18 protein-coding genes are annotated in these 25,886 nt (G+C 39.0%); 4 read left to right on the plus strand and 14 right to left on the minus strand.

Annotated elements, in window-relative coordinates:
* Positions 1 to 142: 142 nt before the first annotated feature.
* Both J536_RS14945 and J536_RS14950 read right to left on the minus strand, forming a co-directional pair.
* Positions 143 to 4,651 (minus strand): translocation/assembly module TamB domain-containing protein, encoded by a 4,509-nt coding sequence (locus J536_RS14945; protein ID WP_032055686.1) that lies wholly within the window; start codon positions 4,649 to 4,651, stop codon positions 143 to 145.
* Between the two features lie 26 nt (positions 4,652 to 4,677).
* Positions 4,678 to 7,413 carry an autotransporter assembly complex protein TamA gene (locus tag J536_RS14950; RefSeq protein ID WP_032063245.1) on the minus strand — a complete coding sequence of 912 codons (2,736 nt, stop codon included), beginning with the start codon at positions 7,411 to 7,413 and terminating at the stop codon, positions 4,678 to 4,680.
* 166 nt (positions 7,414 to 7,579) lie between these two features.
* Between J536_RS14950 and J536_RS14955 the strand changes: the two genes are divergently transcribed.
* Together J536_RS14955 and coq7 are read left to right on the plus strand one after the other, a co-directional pair.
* Entirely contained in the window at positions 7,580 to 8,902 is a 1,323-nt protein-coding gene (locus J536_RS14955; protein ID WP_014207111.1) for an MFS transporter, read from the plus strand.
* Positions 8,903 to 8,905: 3 nt separating this feature from the next.
* On the plus strand, positions 8,906 to 9,541 hold the full coding sequence (gene coq7, locus J536_RS14960; protein WP_002119684.1) for a 2-polyprenyl-3-methyl-6-methoxy-1,4-benzoquinone monooxygenase: 636 nt from the start codon (positions 8,906 to 8,908) through the stop codon (positions 9,539 to 9,541).
* Positions 9,542 to 9,587: 46 nt separating this feature from the next.
* Here the strand turns inward: coq7 and J536_RS14965 are convergent, their stop codons facing one another.
* A complete protein-coding gene (locus J536_RS14965; RefSeq protein ID WP_032055682.1) occupies positions 9,588 to 10,136 on the minus strand; it encodes a DUF2799 domain-containing protein in 549 nt (182 codons plus the stop codon).
* Between the two features lie 404 nt (positions 10,137 to 10,540).
* On the opposite strand from J536_RS14965, the gene J536_RS14970 reads away from it, so the two are divergent.
* Entirely contained in the window at positions 10,541 to 11,965 is a 1,425-nt protein-coding gene (locus J536_RS14970; RefSeq protein ID WP_032063246.1) for a glutamine synthetase family protein, read from the plus strand.
* A 76-nt stretch (positions 11,966 to 12,041) separates the two neighbouring features.
* On the opposite strand, the gene J536_RS14975 is transcribed toward J536_RS14970, so the two are convergent.
* The 9 genes from J536_RS14975 to J536_RS15015 form a co-directional block, all read right to left on the minus strand.
* Complete coding sequence (locus J536_RS14975; protein ID WP_000625746.1) at positions 12,042 to 12,758, minus strand: response regulator; 717 nt, start codon at positions 12,756 to 12,758, stop codon at positions 12,042 to 12,044.
* Between the two features lie 11 nt (positions 12,759 to 12,769).
* Positions 12,770 to 15,424, minus strand: coding sequence for a sensor histidine kinase (locus J536_RS14980; RefSeq protein WP_032055679.1), 2,655 nt, complete (start codon positions 15,422 to 15,424; stop codon positions 12,770 to 12,772).
* Between the two features lie 38 nt (positions 15,425 to 15,462).
* Positions 15,463 to 16,068, minus strand: coding sequence for a potassium-transporting ATPase subunit KdpC (gene kdpC / locus J536_RS14985; RefSeq protein WP_032055678.1), 606 nt, complete (start codon positions 16,066 to 16,068; stop codon positions 15,463 to 15,465).
* Positions 16,069 to 16,081: 13 nt separating this feature from the next.
* Complete coding sequence (kdpB, locus tag J536_RS14990) at positions 16,082 to 18,121, minus strand: potassium-transporting ATPase subunit KdpB (RefSeq protein WP_080776747.1); 2,040 nt, start codon at positions 18,119 to 18,121, stop codon at positions 16,082 to 16,084.
* A gap of 8 nt (positions 18,122 to 18,129) precedes the next feature.
* Positions 18,130 to 19,839 carry a potassium-transporting ATPase subunit KdpA gene (gene kdpA / locus J536_RS14995; RefSeq protein WP_032055676.1) on the minus strand — a complete coding sequence of 570 codons (1,710 nt, stop codon included), beginning with the start codon at positions 19,837 to 19,839 and terminating at the stop codon, positions 18,130 to 18,132.
* A gap of 258 nt (positions 19,840 to 20,097) precedes the next feature.
* Positions 20,098 to 20,535, minus strand: coding sequence for a 2-amino-4-hydroxy-6-hydroxymethyldihydropteridine diphosphokinase (locus J536_RS15000; protein ID WP_032063248.1), 438 nt, complete (start codon positions 20,533 to 20,535; stop codon positions 20,098 to 20,100).
* A complete protein-coding gene (gene folB, locus J536_RS15005; RefSeq protein ID WP_000338783.1) occupies positions 20,492 to 20,872 on the minus strand; it encodes a dihydroneopterin aldolase in 381 nt (126 codons plus the stop codon). Before folB ends, J536_RS15000 begins: the two co-directional genes overlap by 44 nt.
* A gap of 15 nt (positions 20,873 to 20,887) precedes the next feature.
* Complete coding sequence (locus J536_RS15010; RefSeq protein ID WP_032063250.1) at positions 20,888 to 22,186, minus strand: ABC1 kinase family protein; 1,299 nt, start codon at positions 22,184 to 22,186, stop codon at positions 20,888 to 20,890.
* A gap of 58 nt (positions 22,187 to 22,244) precedes the next feature.
* Positions 22,245 to 23,021, minus strand: a complete 777-nt coding sequence (locus tag J536_RS15015; protein ID WP_032063252.1) for a HesA/MoeB/ThiF family protein — start codon at positions 23,019 to 23,021, stop codon at positions 22,245 to 22,247.
* A gap of 173 nt (positions 23,022 to 23,194) precedes the next feature.
* Between J536_RS15015 and J536_RS15020 the strand changes: the two genes are divergently transcribed.
* Positions 23,195 to 23,773 carry a flavin reductase family protein gene (locus J536_RS15020; RefSeq protein WP_032055671.1) on the plus strand — a complete coding sequence of 193 codons (579 nt, stop codon included), beginning with the start codon at positions 23,195 to 23,197 and terminating at the stop codon, positions 23,771 to 23,773.
* Positions 23,774 to 23,864: 91 nt separating this feature from the next.
* On the opposite strand, the gene J536_RS15025 is transcribed toward J536_RS15020, so the two are convergent.
* Together J536_RS15025 and J536_RS15030 are read right to left on the minus strand one after the other, a co-directional pair.
* Positions 23,865 to 25,001: an acyl-CoA dehydrogenase family protein gene (locus tag J536_RS15025; RefSeq protein ID WP_025466499.1), complete on the minus strand. Its 1,137-nt coding sequence runs from the start codon at positions 24,999 to 25,001 to the stop codon at positions 23,865 to 23,867.
* 19 nt (positions 25,002 to 25,020) lie between these two features.
* Complete coding sequence (locus J536_RS15030) at positions 25,021 to 25,791, minus strand: 3-hydroxyacyl-CoA dehydrogenase (RefSeq protein WP_032055667.1); 771 nt, start codon at positions 25,789 to 25,791, stop codon at positions 25,021 to 25,023.
* Between the last annotated feature and the right edge of the window lie 95 nt (positions 25,792 to 25,886).

The following is a 25,886-nucleotide window of genomic DNA, read 5'->3' on the forward strand; positions in this document are numbered from 1 at the left end:
TTTAATCAATACCTATCCAAGGCTTCTTTACTCTTAAGAGAAGCGATACTTTAAATCATAAATACTAAACTTTTTTAAATGTTATTAAATTAAAAGCCCACAATAGTGAGCTTTTAATTCATTCATTATTGGTTTCAATCAACTAAAAGCGCCAATTGTAGAATAAGTCGATCGCTCTTTCTAAAGACTGACTTGCTTCTAAGTATAAACGTCGATTCATTTGATAACGTAAAGTAAGTTTATTTACAGGAGTAAACACCCCAACACCATAGCGAATAAACAGATCTGGTGTGATATAACCCGTTAAACTCACTTGCGTATCATCACCTGTACCTTGTGCATCTAAAGCTAGGCCGCTCAAACCAAACGTACGTCCAATCTGGTTAGTTAAAGCACGTGTACCACCCAAGCCCATACTAATACCTGCAGCTGCAATGGTGTTGTTTACATCAGATTTAAAACCTTCTGCATTACTCAAGCCACTCGAACCTTCATTAATACGACCAGTCACAAGCGCATTCAATGCTTCTTGCTCAGATAAGCCTGCATCGTTATAGACCTGAATGTTTGGTGATGTCGCAGTACCTGTAACACGTACGCCAACCATGCTTCCCTGAACATTTTTGTTCGCATCGATATCTAAAGTCGGGTTAGCCAATGGTCCATTAAAACGGGCAATTGCTCGGTTCAAGTCTAGACTTTGTCCATAAGCTTCAATTTTCACTTTTTGGCTGACACCAATCGCCCCATTAGCTCTCATTGCAGTTTCATAACCACGTTGGCTTAAGTTTAGACGACCAACTAATGGAATATTACTGTTAAAGCCTTGGAAGATAACTTGTTTTCCAATATTAACAGAAATATCAGCTCGAATATCCCAAGGTTTAGCGGCCCGTAAAATTGCAAGTGGGTCTTGACCTTGGCGCACGATGCGAACATCTGATGAAGTATTAATAATTGGAGCAGTCGTTTCTGGCATTGAAATACGTGCACGAGGAACATCTACAGATCCTTTTAAACTTAACCGCTTATCAAAAGGATACATATCAAGTGTCAGATTCGGGTTGGCAATTGCGGTAATTAATGGCGCTTGACGTACCAGTAAATTATCACCTTTCAGATTTAATTGAAGACGTGGCGCATCTTTCCACTCAAAACTACCTTTAAGCAAGCCTACACCTTGCCCACTATTAAATGCTCCATCAATTGTTGCCATATCCTGACGAATTGATGAATATACCTGCACATTGGTTAGATTTACTGGCAAAGAAATCATGCTAATCGCACCATTTTTCAGACGCATTTCACCAGTAAACTGAGGTTGAGTTAATGTACCGTTGACTTTACCAGCCAAGGCTAACGTTCCACTCATTGAGCGAACATCTTGAATAAATGGTTTCAAGACTTTTAATTGAACATCATTAAAGGCCACTTCACCATGCATTGGCATTGAAGACTGGAATGGGTTGATAATAACGTTCGCGTAACCCGTACCAATATCTGGTGTTTTCACATCAACTCGGAATAACAGTCCCTCTGATACACTTTTTGCAATCACGCCTAACTCATCATAAGCCAGAGTAGTCGCAGGGTCTTGCGGATCTTCAGCAGCTAAACCGATTTCACCTTTACGCGTAATTAAACGTGCATCAAGTTTTGGATTACCACCATTTACCCACGATGCCTTGGCGTAACCATTTAATTGTCCGGTCATCGCTAAGCCTTCTGGCATAAATGCTGCGAAGTCACTTAAATCCATGTTCTGAGTTACAAAAGAAACATTACCTCGTGCTTTACTCACTCGTACCGGCTGATCAAAACATAGTTGACTATTGGTACTTTGCCAGCAATGTTGACCCACATATAGCTCAGATTTCGCTGAAGAAAAAATTACTGGAGCATTTTGATTTTGTGCCAGACGAATTCGTCGTGAATCAAAACTTCCTTTTTGGATTTGACCTAACCAATCATTCTTTTGATTAAATCCACCTGCCAACTGAACATAGAACTTGGAAACACTATTATTGCCAAGTACTTTCAATAAATGTGCTTTTCTTGTTCCTGTCAAATTCACTTCAGCAGACTGGATTTCTCTATTTCCGCTACGCAGATTATTTAATTTTGCGGTTAATTGAGTCGGTGTTGTTTCCGATGTTGGAAGCTCACCCTGAATACTCAATCTCTTCACACTTACAAGTGTATTAAAAGCAAAATTATCTACGGCAATATTGGCTGTTGCTTTTAAACGTGGTTGTGATTGAACATTCAAATCACCATAAGCTCGTCCGCGCAGTCCTGGATATAACTCGTAGAGTGCTGGCGCATTCAGCTTAATTTTTAGATTTTGTGCATTGCCAGTAGCTTGTAACTGGTTCTGTCCATACACTAAAAATAAGTTATTCGCTTCAAATTGCTGAGGTAAAAAGCCATTTTGATTGGAATCCATCAATAGAGATAGATTACCCTTACCCCGAACAGGTTTATTATTTAAAAAGCCTGCAAGATTCAATTGCTGAATATTAATTCGCTTCAAGTGATCAGACCAAACCCCTTGAGTTTTCAGGTTTCCTGAAATTTCACCTTTAACAGTTGAGGCAAAATATTGAGGCTTAAAGCGTACTAATGAACTATTAATATCCCATGCAATGCGGTCTTTTAAATTGACAGAACCAGTAGCATAGATTTTTCCAGCCACCCCATCATGTTGTAACTGGCTAATTCGAATAAAATCTGGCGTGCCCGCTATAGAAAACTTCAACAAACCATTTGCCTGTTTTAAGGCTTTTAAAGACCCGTCATAATTAACCGCAAAGCCTTTAAAGCCGCCACCAGCTTTAACATCATGAAATAATAATGCTGCTGTACTTTTTCCACCTAAACTTACAGTTTCTTGACCTGCTTGAGCTAATCGACCAGTTAAATCAATTTTCTCAAACTGAATAATTTGCTGGTTTGGTTTAGCGAAACCATTTGCCTTAATCGAACCGTTTAATAAATTGACCGGCGCTGCTGCATGAATACTTTGCGGATTAAAATCTTTTGCATTTAATAAAGCATTCCAAGCCAGCTGACGTTTTTCAGTAGGTAATAAAACTTTAGCCTGACCTGTTAAGCTACCTTTTTCAGCAGCAAAACTAAAATTAGGCACATTTAAGATATTATCTTTAACATTCAGGTTGGCTAGATATTGTCCTGCTGGCAATAAAGTTTTTTCATGCTGATATACTTTTGTAGCAACCTTAATATCTTGTTGACCGTCACGTAATGTTAAATCGACTTGACCATTATCACTACTTAACCATCCAATATAAGGCATTGCACGGTCTATATTCGCCCACGCCACATTCATGAGCATTGGTTGAGGTTTATTATTTTTTTCAGGCGCCTGATTAAGCTTGAGTTTCCAAGACTCATAACGGTCAAAATCAACGTTAGCAAATACTTCTGTGCCTTTTTCCAAAGAACCAGTTGAAGCAATAGCAGCATCTAAACTTGGCGGTAAGAAGTCTTGAACCACCTGAGGAATCGCTTTGTCTTTAGGATTAATGCGATCTAAACGACCTTTGATGTCCCAAGTCACATGATCTTTCCAATTCACCAGACCTTTCAGATTAACGGCACCTTTCATAACTTGGCCATTAAAATCGGTAATATTAAGCTGATGAACTAAATCAGTATTCATTAAAGCGTTGTACTGACCTTCAGGTAAATTCTCACCCTTTAAATCTGTATCAAGTGCCAAATTAAGCTGTTTAATATCACCTTGAAACTTAATCACACCATTTTTTGCAAATAGTTTTTGTTCTTGTAGCAAAGGTAAATGATAGTTTTTTAATAATAGTTCACCTTGCATTGGAACTTCATCGCGAACCGGATGCAATATTACCCAACCTGTTAATAGATCGGGAGTGGTTGTTGCAACCCCAGCTTTTATAGTATCTAAACTTCCCCGAGCAGCCACTTTAATATTTTGAATATTTAGACTTTTTAAAGATGGGATTCTTAAATCTGCTGTGGCATCTAATGGATATTTACCACTGAAATCCATTTTACCTGTTGCGTTATGGACTGAAAGATAGCCCATATCCATACTAGATTTTTCAAATTCCAGTTTGGTCTCTGACCAAAGTGCATCCTGCAAATGAACGTCATGAAAACTTACATCTGAGGTTGCCAACTTAATTTCTAAATGATCAACATCACCTTCATCTACGCGTAAAACAAAGGGTAACTTGATTGGTTTAAATTCAAACGGTTTACCAGAAGGCGGAGTTTTATTAATAATACGTAAGTTGCGTACATCTGCATGGCTTAAATGCACTTCTTTTTCTAATAATAAAGAACGCCATCCTAAGCCTACATCAGCTCGATCTAATGAAACATCAACGTCTTTTAATTGCACCAACACATTTTTGAGAATAATGCCTCGCAATAAGTTGCCGCCTTCGTATTCATATTTAATTATTTTCTGAGCTTCTAAAACCCGATCTAATAAAAAACGGCTTCCGCGATCCGTTGACATCATGATGACTAACGAAGAAGCCAATAATAACAATATGATCAATATCGTCAGCAAGAAGCTACGCAAAATGCGACGCTTCTTCTTAGGAGAGCTTGGTGCCGAAGTGGGCTGCTGTTCTACTTCCGCCATAAAATAAACCTAATAAAATTTTATTTTTAAAGTTGTGGGCCTATAAAGAAATGTAAACGAATCGGATGGTTCTCATCTGAAATACCCGAAGCGACATCTAAACGGATTGGCCCAATTGGAGACTTCCAGCGAATTCCGACCCCAACACTATAAGCTGCTGGATTACTGAAATCTTTATCGTAAGCATTACCAAAGTCAGAGAAAACAGCTGCTCGCCATCCATCTTTGAACTGATAGTTATATTCTAAAGAACCTACAGCTAAAGCTTGGCCCCCAATTTTATATCCATCTACTTCTGGAGAAAGACTTTTATAGTCAAATCCACGAATCGTTTGGTCACCACCCGTAAAGAATCTAAGATTGTATGGAACTTTGTCAAAATCATCTGTAAAGATATAGCTGAGGTCAGATCTTCCGACGAATTGGTGATCATCATTTTTACCTAGAGAATAAATAAATCTCCAGCCTGCACTCGCAATTGCCATATTGGCATCTGACAGTAAACTCTCGCTGCCTAATTCTAATTTATAAGTTTGTTTAAAAGCTTTTGTTGGGTTTAAACGTGTATTACTTGAGGTTTTAGATGTTTCATAACTAAACAATAATGCTTCTTGCTCAGATGCAGCTGTTTTAAAAGCATCTGGTAATTCAGAAATATCAACATTACCTTTTTGGGTCAAACGGTCTAAACGATAACGAACACCAATAGTGTGTTGCCAATTACCTAATGGACGTTTGATTACGCGCTCCCCGCCCACAACAGCAGATTCGGTTAACAGGCTTACATCCGGACCAATATCATCCCGTGTTTCACGCTCATAACCGCCAACGATATTGAAATAGTCATTTAACGGATGTTTATAGGGAATACTATATCGACCATCAATCGATTGACGAATTTCAGAAACTTCTAAGTTGGCATCAAAAGAATGACCATATTTATTTACGATAGAACGGCGATATTGACTACGTAAACGCGCCCCCGTATCGGTTCCATAACCAATACCAGTTTCCAAACTATTTAGCTTGTCAGCATTTAAAGTCACAATAACTGGAATTCTTTTTGTTTCACGTGCTTGAGCTTGTAAACGATCCTGTTCAGTTTCCTGTTCATCATGCTGAGCTGCGGCGCTTTGCAACATTGCAGTTTGAGGCTCTGCCTGTTTCGCATTTTGTGTTCCGGCAAACTGTTTTTCATCGACTACGTTCTGCGTAACTTCTTTATTGGATGTCGCTAATTGACGTGCTTTCGCAAGTTGTCGTTGTTCTGGTGAAAGTAAATTAGACTCATCAACATCAATATTTTGTTCATCCACCAAAGCTTGTAAATCTGGTGGTAGCTCAAGTGGCTTTTCAATTGGGTCTGGTTTAATACTATCAACCAAGGTGTAATTGAAATAACGTGAGTTGGTTAGGTTATTTGCGAGCACATTTACACGCCAGAAGGCATAGTCATCACCCTCTTTCCAAGGCGCCATACTTTCTAAGATATTTTGGTTTAATGGCAAAGGTTTCGAAGGATCACTCATACGAAACTCGACCTTGTCTAATTTATAGCGCTCACCAGTCTCGTAGCGTAAATTGATATCGGCCTTATTTTCTGGCTGACTTACTTTTACATCATGCAATCGCCAATAAGCATCAAAATAACCATTATTAGATGCGGCATCAACAATACGGCTTTTAGTGGTTTCATATAAACCGTGGTTAAAGATATCACCCACATCTTGATCGGGAACTAAACGAATAACCTGAAATTGCGGCTGCTTTTCGCCTGGACCGGTAAACTCAATATTTTGCTCATTAATTCGTACTGGTTCATTTGGTGTCACTCTGACACGAACACGACTCGGACTTAATTTTTCAAATCGGAACTCAGCATTATAGTAGCCAACAGCTTGAGCAGCCTGATTACTTAATGTTCTAAGCTGAGGTAAAGCAGCATTGAAGTCTTCAAATGACTCTTGGGTAAATGTTGAAAGCTTACCTTTAATATTTTTAGCCAACACATCTGAAGCACCTTCTACCTCTGCGCTAATACGCGGTACTTGTTCCATCGGAATTGCACGTGGCGGACGTACTTTATTTAAAATACGCTTAAAGAAACCAACTTGCTCAGGCGGTTCTTCGGCCTCTGGTGTCAATTCAGGCAGTGTTTTTCCAGTCTCATTGGCTTCAACTACAATCTTACTATCAGACTTAATCTCTTGCATAAGCTGATCAATATTTACAGGTGCCTGATTAATTTGATTTAATTCAGATTGAGTTGCATCGCTTACAGTAACTTCAGGGAGTTTCTGAGTCCCATTTTGAAAGTTCTGTGCTTCATTCTTCGCTTCTTCCGCTACCCTATAAATTTCATTTGCCATGTTTTGATCAACAGGCATATCGGGTAAATCTTCAAGATTATCAAGAGTAATTGGCTTAAATTCATCAATTTGATTTGGAAATTGTTCTTGTTGTTGCAATATAGCCAAGCTATCTTGTTGCTGCTGAGCTTGGGTTACAAGTGTAGCGATATCTGTAACTGGAGCAGTATATTGCTCATTAACCTGAGCTGACTGTTCAGTTGACTCCTCAGATACTGTCTGGTTTAAAGTTGTTGATGAACTATTCTCAACAGAAGTTTGAGCAAAACTTGGCGTTACGCAAATGCTTAACAACAAGCTGCTACAAATAAGTTTAGGAATGCCCTGCATTTTTAAAATTAAATGCATAGAATGTGAGAGAGTTGACTGTTTAAACTTAATTTTAGAAGGCATAGAAAACTCTAGACTTATTTTTTAATAAAACGCACCAATGTGAGTGTAAAACTCACTCAAAACCATTGATTTTTCATTTAATCAAGCGTTAAAAATATCATACATGGTTTTCTATGCAAATTAACACTCGGTCACATTTTTTTATAAAACACAATGAAGTTTGCACATGATGAAACAAGATGAGCACCTGATGACCTCACGTCGGTTTGTACCGATGTTTTTTACCCAGTTTTTTGGCGCATTAAATGATAACGTTTTTAAGCAAGCTTTATTATTGGTGATTACTTATGGATGGATTCAGCAACAATCTGCTCCTGTAAGTACTCTTAATAATTTGGCAGCCCTCTTGTTTATTCTGCCATATTTCTTTTTTTCAGCCACAGCTGGACAAATCGCCGACAAATACGAACGATCTCAACTCGTCCGTGGTATTAAAATTTTAGAAATCATCATTATGCTCATCGGTACTGCGGGGTTCCTGTTAGGAAACTTATGGCTACTTCTTTTTGCTTTATTTTTGATGGGTACGCATTCGACGTTCTTCGGCCCAATTAAATATGCAATTTTGCCTGAAATCTTAAAACCGAACGAATTAATGTCGGGTAATGCGCTATTTCAATCCGGTACATCTATGGCGATCTTATTCGGTATGATCTTAGGTGGTGCCGTAATTGCCTCATCAGATGGTAATTTATTGTGGATTAGTATCACCGTAGTGGCTATTGCTTGCATAGGCTATTTATTTAGTCGCTTCATTTTGCCGCAAAAAGTTGCTGCACCTGACTTAAAGATTGACTGGAATTTTATCCGTACAAGCTTTCAAACCATTAAATATGCTAAAAGCTTACCGTTAGTATTCACAATTTTGCTAGGTAACTCATGGTACTGGTTTTATGGCGCGACTTATTTAACGCAAATTCCGCAGCTTACCCAGCAAAACCTTCATGCATCAGAAAATGTCGTTAGCCTGTTACTGACTTTCTTTTCAGTCGGTATTGGTGTGGGTTCTCTTCTTTGTCGTAAAATTGGTGGTTCAGAAATTAATATTAAAATGGTGCCGATTGGTGCAATTGGCCTTACTGTTTTTGCGCTCTACCTTGCTGCCAGTTTAGCTTTTGTACCAGAAAGAACTGGGGCATTACTTACCTTAAAAGATGTTTTTACCCAAGGCTGGGTTTACTATCATGTCATGATTGCTGTGACTTTATTGGGGATTAGTGGCGGTTTTTATATTGTTCCCCTATATGCCATGATGCAGGCTTATTCACCACGTTCACATCGTGCACGTGTTGTTGCAGCGAATAACATCCTAAATGCCGTTTTTATGGTTTCTTCTGCAATTTTTTCAATCTTAATCTTAAGTGTTTTAAAAATTGATATTAAAATACTATTTATTATTACAGCTGTACTTAGTGCAATCTTTAGTATCTGGCTTCTTGCTAGACTAAAACCAATGCTTGCCACAGCCCACCTTTCTTTAGAGGACTAATTTATGCGCCACTATACTGGAATTGATCAACTTATTAACTCATTTGATCAGGCATTGCGTAGTCTTGTTCCGGGTGCAACAGCAGCACAGCGTCAAAATCCAGCTGAAACAGTAGAAACAAAACTTGGTGTAGAAGATGCTCGCCATGTCGCAGGTTTAATGCGTGTTAACCACAGTGGTGAAGTATGTGCTCAAGCACTTTACCATGGGCAAGCATTAACGGCGAAATTGCCAAATGTACGCCAAGAAATGCAACAAGCAGCGATTGAAGAACAAGATCATTTAGCTTGGTGTGAAGATCGTTTAAAAGAATTAAACAGTCATACAAGTTTGTTAAATCCAATCTGGTACGGATTGTCATATGGCATGGGTGCCCTTGCCGGTATTGCTGGTGACAAATATAGCTTAGGTTTTGTTGCTGAAACTGAGCGTCAGGTTAGTCTGCATTTACAAGATCACTTAAACCAGTTACCTGCTCAAGATGAACGCTCTCGTAAAATTTTAGAGCAAATGAATGAAGATGAATTGCATCACCGTCATACTGCACTTGAAGCAGGCGGTGTTGAATTACCATATGCAGTAAAAATCACAATGACTGCTATTTCAAAGTTAATGACAAAAACCAGTTATTATCTTTAAAAACCAAAGGATTGATCTCATTCAGATCAATCCTTTTTTAAAATATTTATTTTAAGCCGTGATCATATTTGAAACGTTCGATATCTCGAATTGAGTTCCAATAGTTTCTGTTAATACGGTCACGATCAATTTGTAATTCTCTTAAAAGCTTACGATAACGTTCACGCTCTTCTGGCTTTAATTTTTCGTTGTAAGCATTATCAGAATATTGCTTAAACTTTTCGTCATAACGCTCATATTCATTTTTTGCGTTGTAGTAATCGGAAGCTGCTCGATAATAAGGTATTAAACGATTACGCTGCTCGATTGGGCATACATTAATATTGCCGTTACCCTCTAAAGCGTTATAAAAAATATTTGATGGCTGGCAATAATACCCTAAGCCCTCTTTATATCCACGTTCATATGACTTTTGATCTGGAACAATATTGGCTTTTCCACACGCTTTATAATATTGATCTAAACGTGGCGAAGATCCCTTTGAACCATCTTTCTCACCCACTAATGACCAATTCGCAGTCTTACATTCTTCTACGCTCATTGCAGCACAACCTGAAAGGCTGATTGCTAAAATGGCTAACCCGATATTTTTCATATTAAGAAAACTCAAAAATAAAATTAAAAAACGCAAAAAATAAAATTCCAGTACATGTGCTATATAAGCCTTGCTCAATTCAAGATTTATAAATAAATGTTTAACTGGATAAGCATTTAAGTTTAAAGCAGTTTGACCATCTCACCAAATGAGAAGCTTAAATTTTAGCTTTGTTTAACTTAAAAAAGAGAAATCCGTAGAATTTTATAATACGCCAACTGATCTTATACGCTAATTTTACTTTAAAAATTGATTGCAAAAATTAGATTCAAAACATTGATTATTAATAAATAAAAGCAACAAACCCCATAGAAAAACCTTTCATTATTTTACTCTTTTTTTACGAGATTAACTTCAAAGGCTAAGTTAGGATTTTAGCTAAATAACCACCAAGGTTTTTTATAATGAGTACGCTTATTTATCCAAACTTAAACTTACAAAATCCTCTTTTTAAGGCATTTAAAATATCAGATGATTTTATTCCTCCAACACAAACCGACATTTTCAACTCAGAGCTTTTTTTGAAAGAAGTTGATGAATATTTAAGTTTATATCCCCACACTCAGCACATTGATATTTGTCTGCATGACTTAAACGGGCATATTCGTGGCAAACGAATTGAAGTTAAGAGTCTGAAAAATCTATCTAATGGCTGTTATTTTCCTCTTTCTGTTTATGCCATGAGCCTTGATGGAAAAGTGATTGAAGAAACAGGCTTGGGAAAATATATTGGTGAACCAGATAGACTTTGCCTACCCATTTTAGGCAGCTTGCAACCAAGTGCCTTATCCCCAGAATTAAATGCTCAGCTTTACCTATCAATGCAAGAAGAAGATGGTTCAGACTGTCGCTATGAACCACGTAATATATTAAAAAAATTATTAAATCAGTTACATGCTAATAATTATTTTCCTGTCATGGCTGCCGAGCTAGAGTTTTACCTTTTCTCACCTCAGCATCAATTCGAGACATGTTCAGAAAACCAATGTTTTGATATAGATGCGCCAAATAACTATCAACAAGTCCTAGATGAAGTTGAAAAAGCAGCCTTACTACAATCAATTGAAATTACCGCAATTGTTGCGGAATCATCCCCTGGACAATACGAATTAAATCTTCAACACAGCCATGACATTTTAAAACTCTGCGATCAAATTAATGCTTTAAAAAGAATTGTAAAGCAAGTCGCAAGAAAACATGACTTAACTGCTTGTTTCATGGCGAAACCAAACTTAGCAAAGGCTGGTAGTGGCATGCATTTTCATATGAGCATACTTAATCAATACCATGAAAATATATTTAGCTCAGAAGTAGAAAAAAATGAGCTTTCAGCCAAATTATTGAGCGCGATTAGTGGCCTAATTGAGTTAATGCCTGCATCTATGGCGATTTTAGCGCCTAATATTAATTCTTATAGACGTTTTAAAATTGGTCATCATGTGCCATTAGAAGCCAATTGGGATACCAATAACCGAAATGTCGCAATACGAATTCCATGCTCAGATTTACAAAATCAACGCTTAGAATATCGTGTTGCTGGAGCTGACTGTAACCCTTATCTTGTTACAGCGACTATTTTAGCTGGTGTGTCTTATGGCTTATCTCATAAATTGCCGCTCCCAAAACCAGCACATCTTTTAAAATTTCCAGACGAACACATTTTACTAGCAAATAACCAACCGGAAGCCTTAAAAATATTTAAAGGAAGTCTTATTTTAAAAGGATATTTAGGAGCAGACTTTGTAGAGCATTGGTTCACAGTTAAACATGCTGAATATCAAAATATTTATAGTCAAATGACCGAAGCAGAACAACATTGGGATATATAAATAAAAAAAGCAAAAAAACTATAAACCACTTTGCAAACCCTTAGGGAGAAATACCCTAAGGTTTTTTTATATCTAATTAATGATTTTTCTGTTTAGCTAAAAAACGTAACCCAACACCTGGTTCAGTAGCAATATAACGTGGCTGAATCGCGTTATCCCCCAGTTTACTGCGTAACTTGCCCACTAAAATACGTAAATAGTGCGTATCTTCCTGATGGGTGGGTCCCCATAGCTCTTTTAAGAGCTGAGGCTGTGTTAAAAGCTGCCCTTGATAGCGCATTAATAGTGTCAAAAGTTGAAACTCTTTTCGAGTTAAAGTAATTGGTTGTTGCTCGATCCAAACTAAACGTTGCATGACATCAACCTTGAGATAGCCATCGTCATACACATGAGCTTCTTGTTGAATCGGTTGATTTCTTAAAATGACACGTATGCGTGCCAAAAGCTCTTGCACACTAAAAGGCTTGGTCATGTAGTCATTTGCCCCTGCGTCTAGCAAGGCAACTTTTTCATATTCATCAGCGCGTACAGATAACACAATAACGGGAACATTCGACCAGCTACGTAATTCTTGGAGGACTTCTTTCCCATCTAAATCAGGTAAGCCTAAGTCTAAAATAACCAAATCAGCCCCTTGGGTTGCCAATGCCTCTAGGCCTTTGTAACCCGTTTCACAGAGCGTGGTTTTGTATTTTTGAGTTCTTAAAGCAATGTCTAAAAATTTACGGATTTGAGGCTCATCATCAATAATCACAATACGTGTTTCTACAGGTGAGGTTTCGGAACTTATCATGAATTTACAACTTATTCTTTTACTGGGTGAATGGGTAATCTGATTTGAATTAAAGTACCTTTATTTTGGCGCCCTGAAAATGCTTCTATTGTACCCATATGAGCACCAATAATCGCTTTTACGATTGTAAGCCCTAAACCAGTACCAAACTTTCCACGGTCTCCTCGTTCCATCGTGTAAAACATATCGAAAATACGATGTCTTTCGTCTTCAGGAATTCCCGTTCCTCTATCTTCAATTTCAATTTTTACTTCATCTTCTGACACAAGATGAGCACGAATCATGACTGGTTCATCTGGAGGTGAAAAGTTTGCGGCATTTTCTAAAACATTAAAAATAGCTTGTTCTACCAGTGCTGGGTGAACATATAAACTAATTTGTTGCTCAGATAACTGAACGACCACTTGTGTATCTGGTTTATAACGCTTTAAACGGCGGGTTGCCGAACCAATTAATTCATCTACCCCAATCCAGTCTCTTTTTAAAGTTAGACCTTCGTGACCTAAGCGTGTCATATCAAGTAAGTTTTGAATGTAACGGTCTAAACGCTCACCTTCTAAATGAATTGTTTCAAGCAGATCTTGTTGGTCTTGTTCTGACATATCAGCTTTAAAATTAGCAAGCGTGTCTGCTGCGCCAATGATAGAAGCAAGTGGCGAACGTAAATCATGCGATACCGAAGATAATAAAGCAGAACGTAAGCGCTCTGTTTCACTGGTGACTTTTGCTTGTTCAAGCTCATTGACCAATTGGGTTCGAAGTACTGCCTGTGCAATGTACTCAATTACACTTTCAGTCAATTTTTTTTGCTCAAAATTTAAGGAAACCACTTCATCCTTAAAGTAAATTCCCACAATACCTAGGCTATTTTTTTGTTCTAAAAGAGGTAAAAACCACCAGTTTGACTGACTCAGAGTATCGGTAAAACGCCCACACGGCTGCTTGTGTTTCAAACACCATTCTGCGGCTACTTTTTCTTTATCATTTAGCTCAATATCAGATGAAATTACCTTATCTCGAATAGAAATCCACACTTTAGTTTGAAGTTGTGTTTCTAAAGTCATACGTCCTGTTTGCATGACTTCTTCAAGGTTTACTGCACTAGAAAGCTTACGCGCCAAGTCTTGCATTACCGTAGTGTAAGCATTCGCAGCTTTTAAAGACAAAACTTGCTGGCGTAACTGAGAAGCTAAACGGCCAGCAATTAAAGCTGCTGCAAAAAAAGCAACAACGGTGACTACCCCTTGGTGTGCTGAAATCTGAAAGGTATAACGCGGGGCAATAAAGAAAAAATTATAGGCTAAGAAACAAATAAGAGCAGCCACTACTGCAGCTAACATTCGGGTTTTCGTTGCAACAATTAAAACAGAAATAATAAAAATGACAGAGAAGTCTTCAATACCAAATAGAACTTCGGCGAAGTGAGCTAGAAAAATGCTACCGCACGTCACAGCTAAAACAAAAACACTTTCTTTTAATGATAAAAATGAAGGCTTTTTGAGCTGATTAATCTTTTTAGTACCCTGTTCTGGGTGCAAAATGGTTAAAGCAATTGAGTTTTCTTGATTTAATAATTGCTGAGCTAAATTTTTCTTAAATAACTTTAACCACCACGGTGAAATACTTTTACCAATGACAAGATTGGAAATACCTCGATCAACGGCGGCATCCATTAACACTGATGCAACTCGCGGCCCATATAAAACTTCAGTTCGACCACCTAGTTGTCGAGCCAACTCAAACGCACGGTCAATCTCGATGTATTCTTTTTTATAAGAACTCACTGAACTCTGCCCAAAGTCCAAACTTCTAGCAACATTTACTACAGTCCATGTAGCCCCATTACGTTCTGCTAAGCGACAGCCTGCTCGCACTAAATATTCAGAAGAGCCTTGCCCATCTATCGCAATCATCAATTCATTTTGTAACGATATAGATTTCAAACCCTTTGAGGCATAACTCTCTTTTAAGTCTGAATCGACATGCTCAGCAACGCATTGCATTGCCAGTTCACGTAATGCCGTTAAATTTGAAATGCTAAAAAAGCCTTGTAATGCCAGATTTGCTTGCTCTGGCACATAGACTTTTCCTTGATGGAGCCTTTCAATAAGCTCACTGACGGGTAAATCTATTAAGCGAATGTCTCGAATACGATCAAATACCCGATCTGGTACTGTTTCATTTACTCGAATGCCTGTAATTTGATAGACCACATCATTTAGGCTTTCTAAATGTTGAATATTTATAGTGGTGAATACATCAATACCTGCGTCTAGCAACTCATTAACATCTTGCCACCGCCGTTCATGACGACTATTTGGGACGTTGCGATGAGCCAATTCATCAACCAAAACGATTTGCGGATGCCTAAGTAAAATAGCATCCAAGTCCATTTCTTCTAAAATATGCCCCTGATATTGCACTTCTTTTCTAGAAATTTGAGGCAAGCCTTCCAAAATTTTTAGAGTTTCGATTCTTCCATGAGTTTCAACAATACCAACAACAACATCTGTGCCCTGTTGAAATAATTCTTTGGCGCGGGCGAGCATGGCATAGGTTTTTCCTACACCTGGTGCCGCACCAAGAAAAACCGTTAGTCGACCGGCTTGATATCTGTTGACATGATTTAATAAGGCCTCAGCCTGATTTTCGCGATTGCTTTGCACTTGATATCATCCGGTAAACTAACAACTTTATTTTTAAGTTAATGTGTAGATTGTAATTGATCTAAAGCAATATTGAGCTGTAATACATTAACACGAGCTTGCCCCAATACACCAAACTGCTTCGGTTCAACATACTTTTGCAAAAGCTCTTCCACAACCTTAGGGTCTAAATGACGAGCTTGAGCCACTCGAGAAACCTGTAACTGAGCAGATTCAGGACTAATATGCGGATCAATACCACTACCAGATTTAGTCACCAAATCACTTGGAATCGGTGTATTGCCCGTGTGATCTTGTTTTTTCACAGCAAGAATCTGAGCATCAATTTGTTGCTGTAGTTCAGGATTAGTACGCGCTAAGTTTGTACCTGCCATAGCCATCGGGTCATAAGCAATTGCTGAAGGACGCGGATGAAAATAAGCCTCTCCAACAAATGGCTGAGCAACTAATTTTGACCCTAAAACTTTATGATCTATTTCAATCAAACTACCATTCGCTTGATTGTTAAATAACACCTGTCCTGCACCTGTAGCAATAGCACTATAAGCAGCGCCACAGCCAACTAAGGTAAAAATTAATAATCCCAAAGATGCTCTTAAGGTCTGACCCAAATTTGCTTCTGAATTTTGTACATAAGTTTTCATTTCAAACTCCAGATTACAAACCAAATAATTGAACAATCACTACATCAATAGCTTTAATGGCAATGAATGGCAGAACCACACCGCCTACTCCATAAATCAACATATTTCGACGTAATAACTGAGTTGCCGTTGAAGGTTTAAATTTCACGCCACGTAGTGCGATTGGAATTAATAGCGGGATAATAATCGCGTTAAAAATTAATGCAGATAAAATCGCGCTGTTTGGACTTGCTAAATGCATTACATTCAATACTTGCATTTGTGGAATCGCAGCAGCGAACAATGCAGGCAAAATGGCAAAGTATTTAGAGACGTCGTTTGCCAACGAAAATGTTGTTAAAGCGCCACGGGTAATCAGCTGCTGTTTCCCAATCTCGACCACAGCAAGTAGTTTGGTTGGGTCTGAGTCTAAATCGACCATATTGCCAGCTTCTTTTGCAGCTTGTGTACCTGAATTCATGGCTAAGCCAATATCGGCTTGAGCTAATGCTGGTGCATCGTTGGTTCCGTCACCGACCATTGCAACTAAACGACCTTGTTGTTGTTCGGTGCGAATACAAGCTAATTTGTCTTCTGGTTTTGCTTCGGCAATATAATCATCTACACCAGCTTCAGCAGCAATCGCGGCCGCAGTTAATGGGTTATCACCTGTAACCATGACAGTTTTAATACCCATTTCTCTTAAACGAGCAAAACGTTCTTTAATACCGTGTTTAATCACATCTGAGAGTTCAATCACACCCAACACATGATGTTGATTAGCGACCACTAAAGGTGTTGCTCCTTTTTTGGCAACTTGTTCAACACGCGCTTTTAATTCTAAATCTTGAGAATAATCCTCATCTACAAATTTCAAGATTGCATCTAATGCACCTTTACGAATTTGGTCACCATTCGGTAAATTCACACCAGAAATTCGGGTAGAAGCACTAAAAGAGATAAATTCGGCTTGCTCAGGTTCTTGCTGTTTTAGCCCTTGCTCTTTTGCTAACTTAACAATCGATTTCCCTTCTGGTGTTGGGTCGGCAAGTGAACTTACCCAAGCAGCAGCTCTCAACTCAGACTCGGTTACCGAAGTTAAAGGATAAAAAGAGGTCGCTTGACGGTCACCATAAGTAATGGTTCCTGTTTTATCGAGTAAAAGCACATCAATGTCACCCGCAACTTCGACAGCTTTCCCCGATTTCGCCAAAACATTGGCCTTGAGTGCACGGTTCATCCCCGCAATACCAATCGCAGGTAACAAGCCACCAATGGTTGTAGGAATCAAGCAGACCAATAACGCCACGAGCACGACTGGATCAAGTTCAATATGCAAATACTTGGCAATAAATGGCAAGCTAATCACGACAATTAAAAACGTGATTGTCATTACCATTAACAAAAAGCCAAGTGCGATCTCATTCGGAGTTTTCTGGCGATTTGAACCTTCAACCAAAGCAATCATACGGTCTAAGAAACTTTGACCAGATTCAGCAGTCACTTGCACAACAATACGATCTGTAAGAACTTTGGTTCCGCCAATAACACCTGAACGGTCTGTTCCGGCTTCACGTAACACAGGTGCTGACTCACCTGTAACAGCCGATTCATTAATAGTGGCAAAGCCTTCTACAATCTCACCGTCGGCTGGAACAAGCTCACCTGCATGTACTTCAATAAAATCATTTAAATGAAGTTCAGTCGCTGCAACTTGAGTCGCTTGACGGTCTGTCAAAGAGTTGAGTCTTCGAGCCGTTAAATTTTCTCTTGCTGCACGTAATGAAGATGCCTGTCCACGACCTCTGGCCTCTGCAACCGCTTCAGCATAATTAGCAAATAAAATGGTAATAAACAGAATTGCTGTAACCGTGAAACCAAATAACAGCGTGGTGTAACCTAAGATTGTACTAATGCCTGTAACCACTGTTCCAAGCCAGACAATTGCCATGACAGGATTTTTAATTGCATGCTGCGGTAGCAGTTTCACAAATGCATTTTTCCAAACTTCAAAATTTGGCACTGCCATGGTTTGTTTATGGCTATTTACATGAGTTTGTGTATTCATTTTCACTCGCCTCCTTAGCCTTTAACCAACAAAAGTTGATCGGCAATAGGCCCAAGGACAAGAACTGGCATAAATTGTAATAAGGTAAGCAACACAACAATCGTAATCAGCGTTAAAGCAAAGGTTGGAGTTTCAACCTGAAGACTACCTGCTGTTTCGGGTGCTTTTCTTTTTGCTGCTAAACGTGTCGCAATCATTAATGGCAAAATTAAGGTCGGAAAACGTCCTAACAGTAGAGCGATACTACAAGTGACATTCCACCATACAGTGTTGTCTCCAAGACCTTCAAAACCTGAACCATTGTTGGCAAATGCAGAAACATATTCGTAGAACACTTGGCTAATACCATGTGGTCCTGGATTACTAATTCCAGATATGCCTGGAACGCTGAGGCTTAATGCGGTAAATGCAAGAATGACTAAAGGTTGAATCAAAATAATAATCGCGAGCAACTTAATTTCTGCGGCTTCAATCTTGCGCCCAAACAATTCAGGGGTACGACCTGTCATTAAACCTGCAATAAATACTGCGAGTAACAGATAAATCATAAACTGTTGAAGACCACAGCCCACACCACCCCAAATGGCATTAATCAGCATGTTAATGAGTTCGACTAAACCGGTAAGCGGTGCAGAAGAATCATGCATCATATTGACCGAGCCGTTATTTACCTGTGTAGTAAGCGCTGCCCAAACTGCTGATGCTGCTGGACCAAATCGTTGTTCTTTACCTTCCATTACGGCAAATTGAGATGCTGTCGATGACATACTCTCAGACCAGACAGCCGCTGCACCTGAAATAATTGACATGAAAAGCATGCTGCCAAAGACAAAGTAAGCAAACTTTTTACGCTGAGTAAAATGCCCAACCATAAAAATGACTGTGATTGGAATAAGTAAGATCGCAATCATTTCTAGTAAATTAGAAAATGGTGTTGGATTTTCTAAAGGCACAGAACTATTTGGACCGTACCAACCACCACCGTTACTACCTAATTGCTTAATCGCCACCATTGGCGCAACTGGTCCTAAAGGAATTTTTTGAGTTTCAACGCTATTGGCTTTATCAATAAGTTGTACTTCTGGCCCACCTTGGAAAGTTGCTGGCACGCCTTGGCTGTTAAGCAACAATGACCAGACAAAACAGAGTGGAAGCAAAAAGCGAACTGTAGGACGAATTACATCTGCCCAATAGTTACCAATTAAAATTTGATCTGGCTGCTCGGCAACATCGGCCGCAATATGGCTTGGACGCTGATAAAAGAAAGCTCTTAATGTTGCAACCACCAAAGCCAGCCCCATCATTGGAGTAATGACTTGCAAGCCCACAATACCTGTCATTTGCGACAAATAAGATAATTGAGCCTGACCAGAATAATGCTGTTGGTTGGTGTTTGTTAAAAATGAAATAACAGTGTGTAGCGCTAAATCCCAACTCATATTTGGTGCATGGTTCGGGTTTAATGGTAACCATGCTTGCGTCATAAAAATAGCAAGAATAGCCACTGCAAGAAAAATACAGCTCACAACAAATGCTAGAGAATATTGTTTCCAATTCATTTGTTGTTGTGGAGATACACCTAATAAGCGGTATACAGGATTTTCAATCCAGCGAAATAATCCATCACCCCACATCGGCTGATTTGCCATCACTTTGGATAAATATTTACTGAGGCACCATGCTAGAAAAATAGCAATAAATAAAACAAGTATAAGTTCTAACATGGCTATTCTCCTCTATACCCCTTGGCTTGATTTGCCAGACTGGAAATAAGGAGAGATGAAGAAATATCATTTGTTTTAAGTCCGCATAAGACAATGCCAGACTGATGCAAGATGCGCATTTGAGAATTTATAAGCATCTTTATTGTCCTGAAATAACACTAATTTAGTGAATTTCAGTATCGATAAAATACCCGTAAATTCTCTATTGAGGAAGTCAAAGCCCGCGTAAAGTTTGCGTAAAATTTAGTTTGAAGGGTATTAAACTTTAAAATTAACGACTGGATAAATCATGCTATCAGCCTTTAAGGCTTCACGATGCCAAAGTTCATATAAAGGAATTTTTACATCGAGTGCCAAAGGTAGCTTTTTAGAATTAAATTGCATATGGTCCAGATCACTTCCCCATGCAATCAAATCTACATCTAAAGAAATATGATGCGACGGACGAACACGCCCCGAATCTGACTCAAGTTTCTTTAGAAAAGATTCAATTTGTTCACACGATAAAGTGCTTTTTAATAGACATGCCGAATTCCAATAATCATCTCCAATACCATCTCGGCATGGAATTTGATAAACAGATGAAAACTGCACTTTCCCCAATGTTGCCAATTGCGTATAAGCAAAAGTAAAGTGCTGATCTGCGTCTAAATTACTCGCTAGGGCGAGCGCAAAAATTGTTTCTGGTGCGTTCAAGACGAATTCCTACAGCATTTGCTTCTGCAATGATGGCTGGCTTACGGATGGTTATGGTAATTTTTTCAATTGATGGAAAGGTTTCAAACAAACATTGTAAAACCAGATGTGCTGCATGCTCGATTAATTCAGGTTTGGCTTGTTGAATGGTTTGAGCCGATAACTCACAAATCTGCGCATAGTTGAGAGTGTCCTCAAGCTTGTCAGACTCTGCTGCGCGGCTCAAATCATTATGGATGGTTAAATCCAACATTAAAGGTTGAATGATTTGTCTTTCCCAGTTGAAACAGCCAATGACTGTCTCAACTTTCAAGCCTTCAATAATAATGGCATCCATAAATTTAAACTGACCTTAGTGCTTTAATAACGAAGCAGGTTCCATATTTTGAACCATTTTCAAACGCTGGTCTGCATAAATATCAGTATATGGTGCGAGTACGCGCATAAAACGATCGAAATAAAGCATTTGCTTAAATAATAAAGCAAAATCACGTGGGAATTTAATCCCGTGGCGTTCGCCTACACCTACCATATCCATCATGATGTCATTTAAATCGGCTGGATTTGAAGACAAGATCTGTTGCGGATCGGCCATTAATACGCCATTAAACAAACGTTTTAGATCTTGAGCCAACACCTGAACGTCAATTTTGTTATGGGTCATACCCATTTTCAGCATATTTTCAGCCATTGCCTGATAATCAGTTTTTTGTAAGGCATCCATAAATGCAATACATGCAGTCCAAACTTCAGGTTTTAACTGGCCGACGATACCAAAATCAATAAAACCAATACGCCCATCTTCAAGCAACATTAGGTTCCCAGCATGTAAGTCAGCATGAAAACTCTTACACAGCATAAGACTACCGAACCATGTATTCATGGCAGTAATCAGTACTTGCGAAGGATCTTTAGCATATTGTTTTACAACACTAAAGTCTGTCAAAGACACACCATATAGACGTTGCATAGTTAAGACACGACGTGTAGAAAACTGATGATAAACTTTAGGCGCTGTCGCTGCTTTATTTTGTGAAATATTAAGATATTCCACAAAATCATCTAGGTTTTGTGCTTCTTCAATGAAATCGACTTCACGGACCATACGGCTTTTAATTTCATCTACAATTTCAGAAAGAGCTGCGAATTTGATCTTTGGTACAGCACGTTCGAGCAGCTTGGCAGCCCAATGTACTACACTTAAGTCTGTATATAAAATGGTTTCAACACCAGGCTTTTGTACTTTGATAACGACATCTTCACCTGTGGTCAGCTTAGCTGCATGAACCTGAGCAATTGATGCAGAAGCTAATGGCTTTTCATCGATATAGCTAAAAATCTGGCTTAAATCGCGCCCTTCAAACTCAGATGCAAGCACACCTTGAATATAACTAAATGGGAGTGTTGGTGTCTGGTCTAAACAACCTTGAAATTCTTCTACATATTCACGTGGGAAAAGCGATGGCGTACTCGCAATAAACTGACCAAGCTTAATATAAGTTGAACCAAGTGACTCAAAAGTCTCTCGCATGAGTTTGGCATTACTTGGTTTTTCAGTTGCGTATTTAATTCCAGCTTTGGCCGCAACCACTGCTGTTTCACCAATGCGGGCGACTGAACGCAGCCCATCAAACAAAATATTTTTTTTCATATTTCTTCAAAACCAAATCATTCAGGTTGAGTGTAGCAAATTTTGTTTAATTTACTGATTAGCTTGCCTGACAAAGTGGGCAATTTACATCTTTATCAAAACTAACAATACGTTGTGTCATATTTAAACCATCCCACAATAATAGTTTCTGCTTTAAAGGTGTACGATTTAAACCTAAATATAGCAAAGTGTGATGCGCTTGTAATGACGCTATCATTACAGGAGTAGTTGCCAGTACCCCTGACTCTGCACAGCGCAGCCCCTCATTGGCAGGTTGTTCTTTTGGGAAAAGGCATTCATAACAAGCTGAATCACCTTCAACCATAAACATTTGTGCCTGAAAACCAATTGCTGAAGCACTAATTAATGCGACCTGATGTTTCTTACAAGCTGCATTTACTAAATAGCGAGTTGTAAAATTATCACATCCATCTAAAACCACATCTTGGTGTTCAACAAGTCTATCAATATTATGTTCGTCTAAACGTTCGTTGTAGTATTCGACACAGATATAAGGGTTAATTTTCTGTAAACGTTTAGCCAAAATTTCTGCTTTGTAACGACCAATATCTTCATGACCAAATGCAATTTGACGCTGTAAATTACTTATTTCGATCATATCTGCATCAATCAGTGTAATTTTCCCAACCCCTGCTCGCGCTAGTAACTCCGCACTGCTACATCCTATTCCACCAGCACCTACAATCAGCACATTAGCAAGTTTGAGTTTTTCCTGAGCTTCAATATCCCATCCATCAAGTAAAATCTGACGGCTATAGAGATGCATTTCTTCATCACTTAACTCTACAAAATCGATATCTTGAAGCTCGGTCACACGTTAATCCTTTCACTTAGAAGCGAAATGATTTTATGATTAAGTTCGTTATTATGAAAGCTATAAAATAGAAACAACTTTTTTATTCTAATAAAGCTTATTTATCAACATTGCATCTATCAAGCTTTCTGCAACAATAGAAATATCTATTTTCTTTATTACTTAGGCTAAATATGACGCAATCATATATTGCACCTGTAGAGTTAGAAAAAGCTTATCGTTTATTAAATCATGGCCCAACTGTGCTTGTTTCTGCACAACATGGTGATGACCGCAATGTGATGGCTGCCGCTTGGGCATGTGCCTTAGAGTTCAAACCAGCTAAAGTGTCCGTAGTTCTCGACAAAAGCACTAAAACCCGACAACTCGTTGAGCAAAGTGGCTATTTCACACTACAAGTTCCCTGCTATGCACAGCTCGATCTGACTCATCAACTTGGAACCATTAATAAGTTGGATGATCCAGAAAAACTTGAGCATTGCGGTGTTGAGCTATTCTATCAAGAAGGCCTTACCAGCCCGCTTGTATCAGGTTGCATTGCATGGCTTGTCTGTAAACTTATTCCAGAACCACATAATCAGTCAGCTCATGATTTATTTATTGGTTCTGTTGTAGGTGCATGGGCAGATAGCCGCGTTTTTAGAGATGGGCACTGGCATTTTCAAGATGCGCCAAAAGAACTTCGCAGCCTGCACTATATTGCAGGCGGAACTTTTTATTTGATTGGTGAGGAAGTCAAAGCTCAAATTTAATCCTTAAAAAGTGAGTTTCATTTAATTGCAAAAAACCGCATAACAATTGCGGTTTTTTTGCAGTCAACAACATTTTTTAAAAATCTAATATTTAAACTTGAGCCACTTCACGCGCAATCACCAAACGTTGAATATCAGAAGCACCTTCATAAATCTGGCTTACACGAACATCACGATAAATTCTCTCTACAGGGAAATCACTCACATATCCATAACCACCATGAATTTGAATCGCATCCGAACACACCCGCTCAGCCATAGTAGATGCAAATAGCTTTGCCATTGAGGCTTCTTTTAAACAAGGTAGCTCCGCATCTTTTAAAGTTGCAGCATGTAAAACCAACTGATGTGCCGCTTCAATCTGGGTCGCCATATCGGCTAAACGGAAACCAACCGCCTGATGCTGAACTAATTCGACTCCAAAAGCTTTACGCTCATTTGCATATTGCACCGCTGCATCAAAAGCCGCTCTTGCCATACCTACCGATTGAGCTGCAATACCAATACGTCCAGCTGCCAAATTAGATAATGCAATTTTATAACCTTCACCCTCTTGCCCCACCAAATTTTCTAAAGGAATTCGGCAGTCCTCAAAAGTAATGGTCGCTGTATCTGAAGCATGTTGACCCATTTTGTCTTCAATACGAGTCACCAAGTAACCTTGTGTATTGGTGGGTACAAGAAAGCACGAAATACCTTTTTTACCAGCTTGTTTATCTGTGACCGCGAACACCAAAGCCACTTGGGCATTTTTACCACTGGTGATAAATTGTTTTACGCCATTAAGCACCCAATGGTCGCCATCTCGCTCGGCTTTACATAAAATCGCGCTCGCATCGGAACCGACATGTGGCTCAGTTAAACAAAAGCATCCTAGCCATTCGCCAGAGGCAAATTTTGGCAAATAGGTTTGTTTTTGCTGCTCTGAACCGTATGCCAGTGTAATACCGCAAATCAAAGAGTTTTGTACGCTTACAATTGTCGAAATAGCACCATCGCCTGCGGCAATTTCCTCAATTGCGAGTACCAAAGATACATAGTCCATTCCTGCACCGCCCCATTCATCGGGCACGGTCATCCCCATAGCGCCTAGTGCACCTAAATCTTTGAGTTCCTGAGCTGGAAATTCATGAGTTTTATCGCGATGTGCAGCAGTTGGCTTTAACTGATTTTGCGCATAGTTACGCATCATCTCCTGAACCATACTTTGTTCAGCATTTAAGATCATTTCAGCATCCTTATTTTTATTATTTTGCTGCCATACGAATTGCACCATCTAGACGGATGACTTCACCATTTAAGTAAGAGTTTTCAGCAATATGTGCCACCAAACGAGCAAACTCTTCTGGTTTTCCTAAACGAGATGGGTACGGCACCATTTGCCCCAAAGCATCTTGTACATTTTGTGGCATACCCTTAAGCATTGGGGTTTCCATAATTCCCGGTGCAATGGTCATAATACGAATAGCATGTCGCGCAAGCTCACGAGCAATCGGCAATGTCATCGCAACAATAGCGCCTTTTGATGCAGAATACGCAGCCTGACCAATTTGACCATCAAATGCGGCAACAGAAGCAGTGTTAACAATTACACCACGATCTTCTTCACCTTCTTCAACCGTGTTTTTACTCATTGCATCTGCTGCAAAACGCAGCATGTTAAATGTACCTGTAACATTAATATTTAAAGTCTTTGCAAATAATCCCAAGTCATGAATGCCCTCACGGCCAACCACTTTCGCAGAAGGGCCAATACCGGCACAGTTCACCAAACCATGCAAATGACCATGTTTTGTCAACACATCTTTAAAGAACTGTTCAGCAGCAGCTTCATCGGTCACATCAAGTTTTACAAAGTCAGCTTTTGGCCCCAACTGTTTTGCTTGTTGCTCGCCTGCTTCTGTATTCATGTCTACCAAGGTAACTGAAGCACCTTGCTGGACTAAATACTCAGCTGTTGCAGCACCTAAACCAGACCCACCACCTGTAATTACGAAATGTTTCCCTTGAATTTTCATTGTGTAATGTCCTATAGAAATGTTCTTTAAACTTAGTAGTGAGAGTAAAAGTTGTTGTTTTCCGATACAATTTCAAAAAGCCTCAAAATGTTTGC

Origin of the sequence: Acinetobacter sp. 809848 (assembly GCF_000581275.1) — a bacterium.
Taxonomy (GTDB): Bacteria; Pseudomonadota; Gammaproteobacteria; order Pseudomonadales; family Moraxellaceae; genus Acinetobacter; species Acinetobacter pittii.

Coding starts and splice junctions, on each gene's coding strand:
- J536_RS14975 (WP_000625746.1), bottom strand. CDS start 12,758: ATGATAAGTTCCGAAACCTCACCTGTAGAAACACGTATTGTGATTATT.
- J536_RS14965 (WP_032055682.1), bottom strand. CDS start 10,136: ATGAAAAATATCGGGTTAGCCATTTTAGCAATCAGCCTTTCAGGTTGT.
- J536_RS15010 (WP_032063250.1), bottom strand. CDS start 22,186: ATGAAAAAAAATATTTTGTTTGATGGGCTGCGTTCAGTCGCCCGCATT.
- J536_RS15020 (WP_032055671.1), top strand. CDS start 23,195: ATGACGCAATCATATATTGCACCTGTAGAGTTAGAAAAAGCTTATCGT.
- J536_RS15030 (WP_032055667.1), bottom strand. CDS start 25,791: ATGAAAATTCAAGGGAAACATTTCGTAATTACAGGTGGTGGGTCTGGT.
- J536_RS14950 (WP_032063245.1), bottom strand. CDS start 7,413: ATGCCTTCTAAAATTAAGTTTAAACAGTCAACTCTCTCACATTCTATG.
- coq7 (WP_002119684.1), top strand. CDS start 8,906: ATGCGCCACTATACTGGAATTGATCAACTTATTAACTCATTTGATCAG.
- kdpA (WP_032055676.1), bottom strand. CDS start 19,839: ATGTTAGAACTTATACTTGTTTTATTTATTGCTATTTTTCTAGCATGG.
- J536_RS14955 (WP_014207111.1), top strand. CDS start 7,580: ATGATGAAACAAGATGAGCACCTGATGACCTCACGTCGGTTTGTACCG.
- J536_RS15025 (WP_025466499.1), bottom strand. CDS start 25,001: ATGATCTTAAATGCTGAACAAAGTATGGTTCAGGAGATGATGCGTAAC.
- kdpC (WP_032055678.1), bottom strand. CDS start 16,068: ATGAAAACTTATGTACAAAATTCAGAAGCAAATTTGGGTCAGACCTTA.
- folB (WP_000338783.1), bottom strand. CDS start 20,872: ATGGATGCCATTATTATTGAAGGCTTGAAAGTTGAGACAGTCATTGGC.
- J536_RS14970 (WP_032063246.1), top strand. CDS start 10,541: ATGAGTACGCTTATTTATCCAAACTTAAACTTACAAAATCCTCTTTTT.
- J536_RS14945 (WP_032055686.1), bottom strand. CDS start 4,651: ATGGCGGAAGTAGAACAGCAGCCCACTTCGGCACCAAGCTCTCCTAAG.